At 67.9% G+C, this 598-nt stretch carries 1 protein-coding gene; it reads left to right on the forward strand.

Annotated features, from left to right (window positions below; translation table 11 throughout):
* Positions 1-598 (forward strand): VCBS domain-containing protein (locus HH302_RS22245; RefSeq protein ID WP_216662029.1); only part of this gene is annotated, 598 nt, incomplete at both ends.

Here is a 598-nt window from a genome sequence, read left to right on the forward strand (position 1 = left end):
CCACCGGCGCCTGGACGTACGCACTCGACAACACCAAGGCCGCGACGCAAGCGCTGACCAACGGCCAGATCGTGCATGACACGCTGACCGTCACGAGCCTGGATGGCACCGCGACCAAGGCGATCGACGTGACCGTGACCGGTGCCAACGACACCGCTGCGATCACCGGTACTGCGACGGGCACGATGACCGAGGATGTCGCCGTGACCGGCGGCAACCTCACCGCCGCCGGTGCGCTCGCCGTCACCGACGTGGATTCGGGCGAAGCGGTCTTCGCGACGCCTGCCACGCTCGCAGGCACCTACGGCACCTTCACCTTCAACACCACGACCGGTGCCTGGACCTACGCTGCGAACAACGCGCAGTCCGCGATCCAGTCGCTCGGCGCGGGTCAGTCGCTGACCGACTCGATCACGGTGAAGTCCGCGGACGGCACCGCTTCGCAAGTCATCAGCGTCACGATCAATGGCGCCAACGACGGCGCCACCATCGGTGGCACCGCCACCGGCACGGTGGTCGAAGCCGGTGGCGTCGCGAATGCGATCGCCGGCACGCCGAATGCGTCCGGCACGGTTACGGTGTCCGATGTCGATGCCGG

The organism is Niveibacterium sp. COAC-50 (assembly GCF_013184235.1).
GTDB lineage: Bacteria > Pseudomonadota > Gammaproteobacteria > Burkholderiales > Rhodocyclaceae > Niveibacterium > Niveibacterium microcysteis.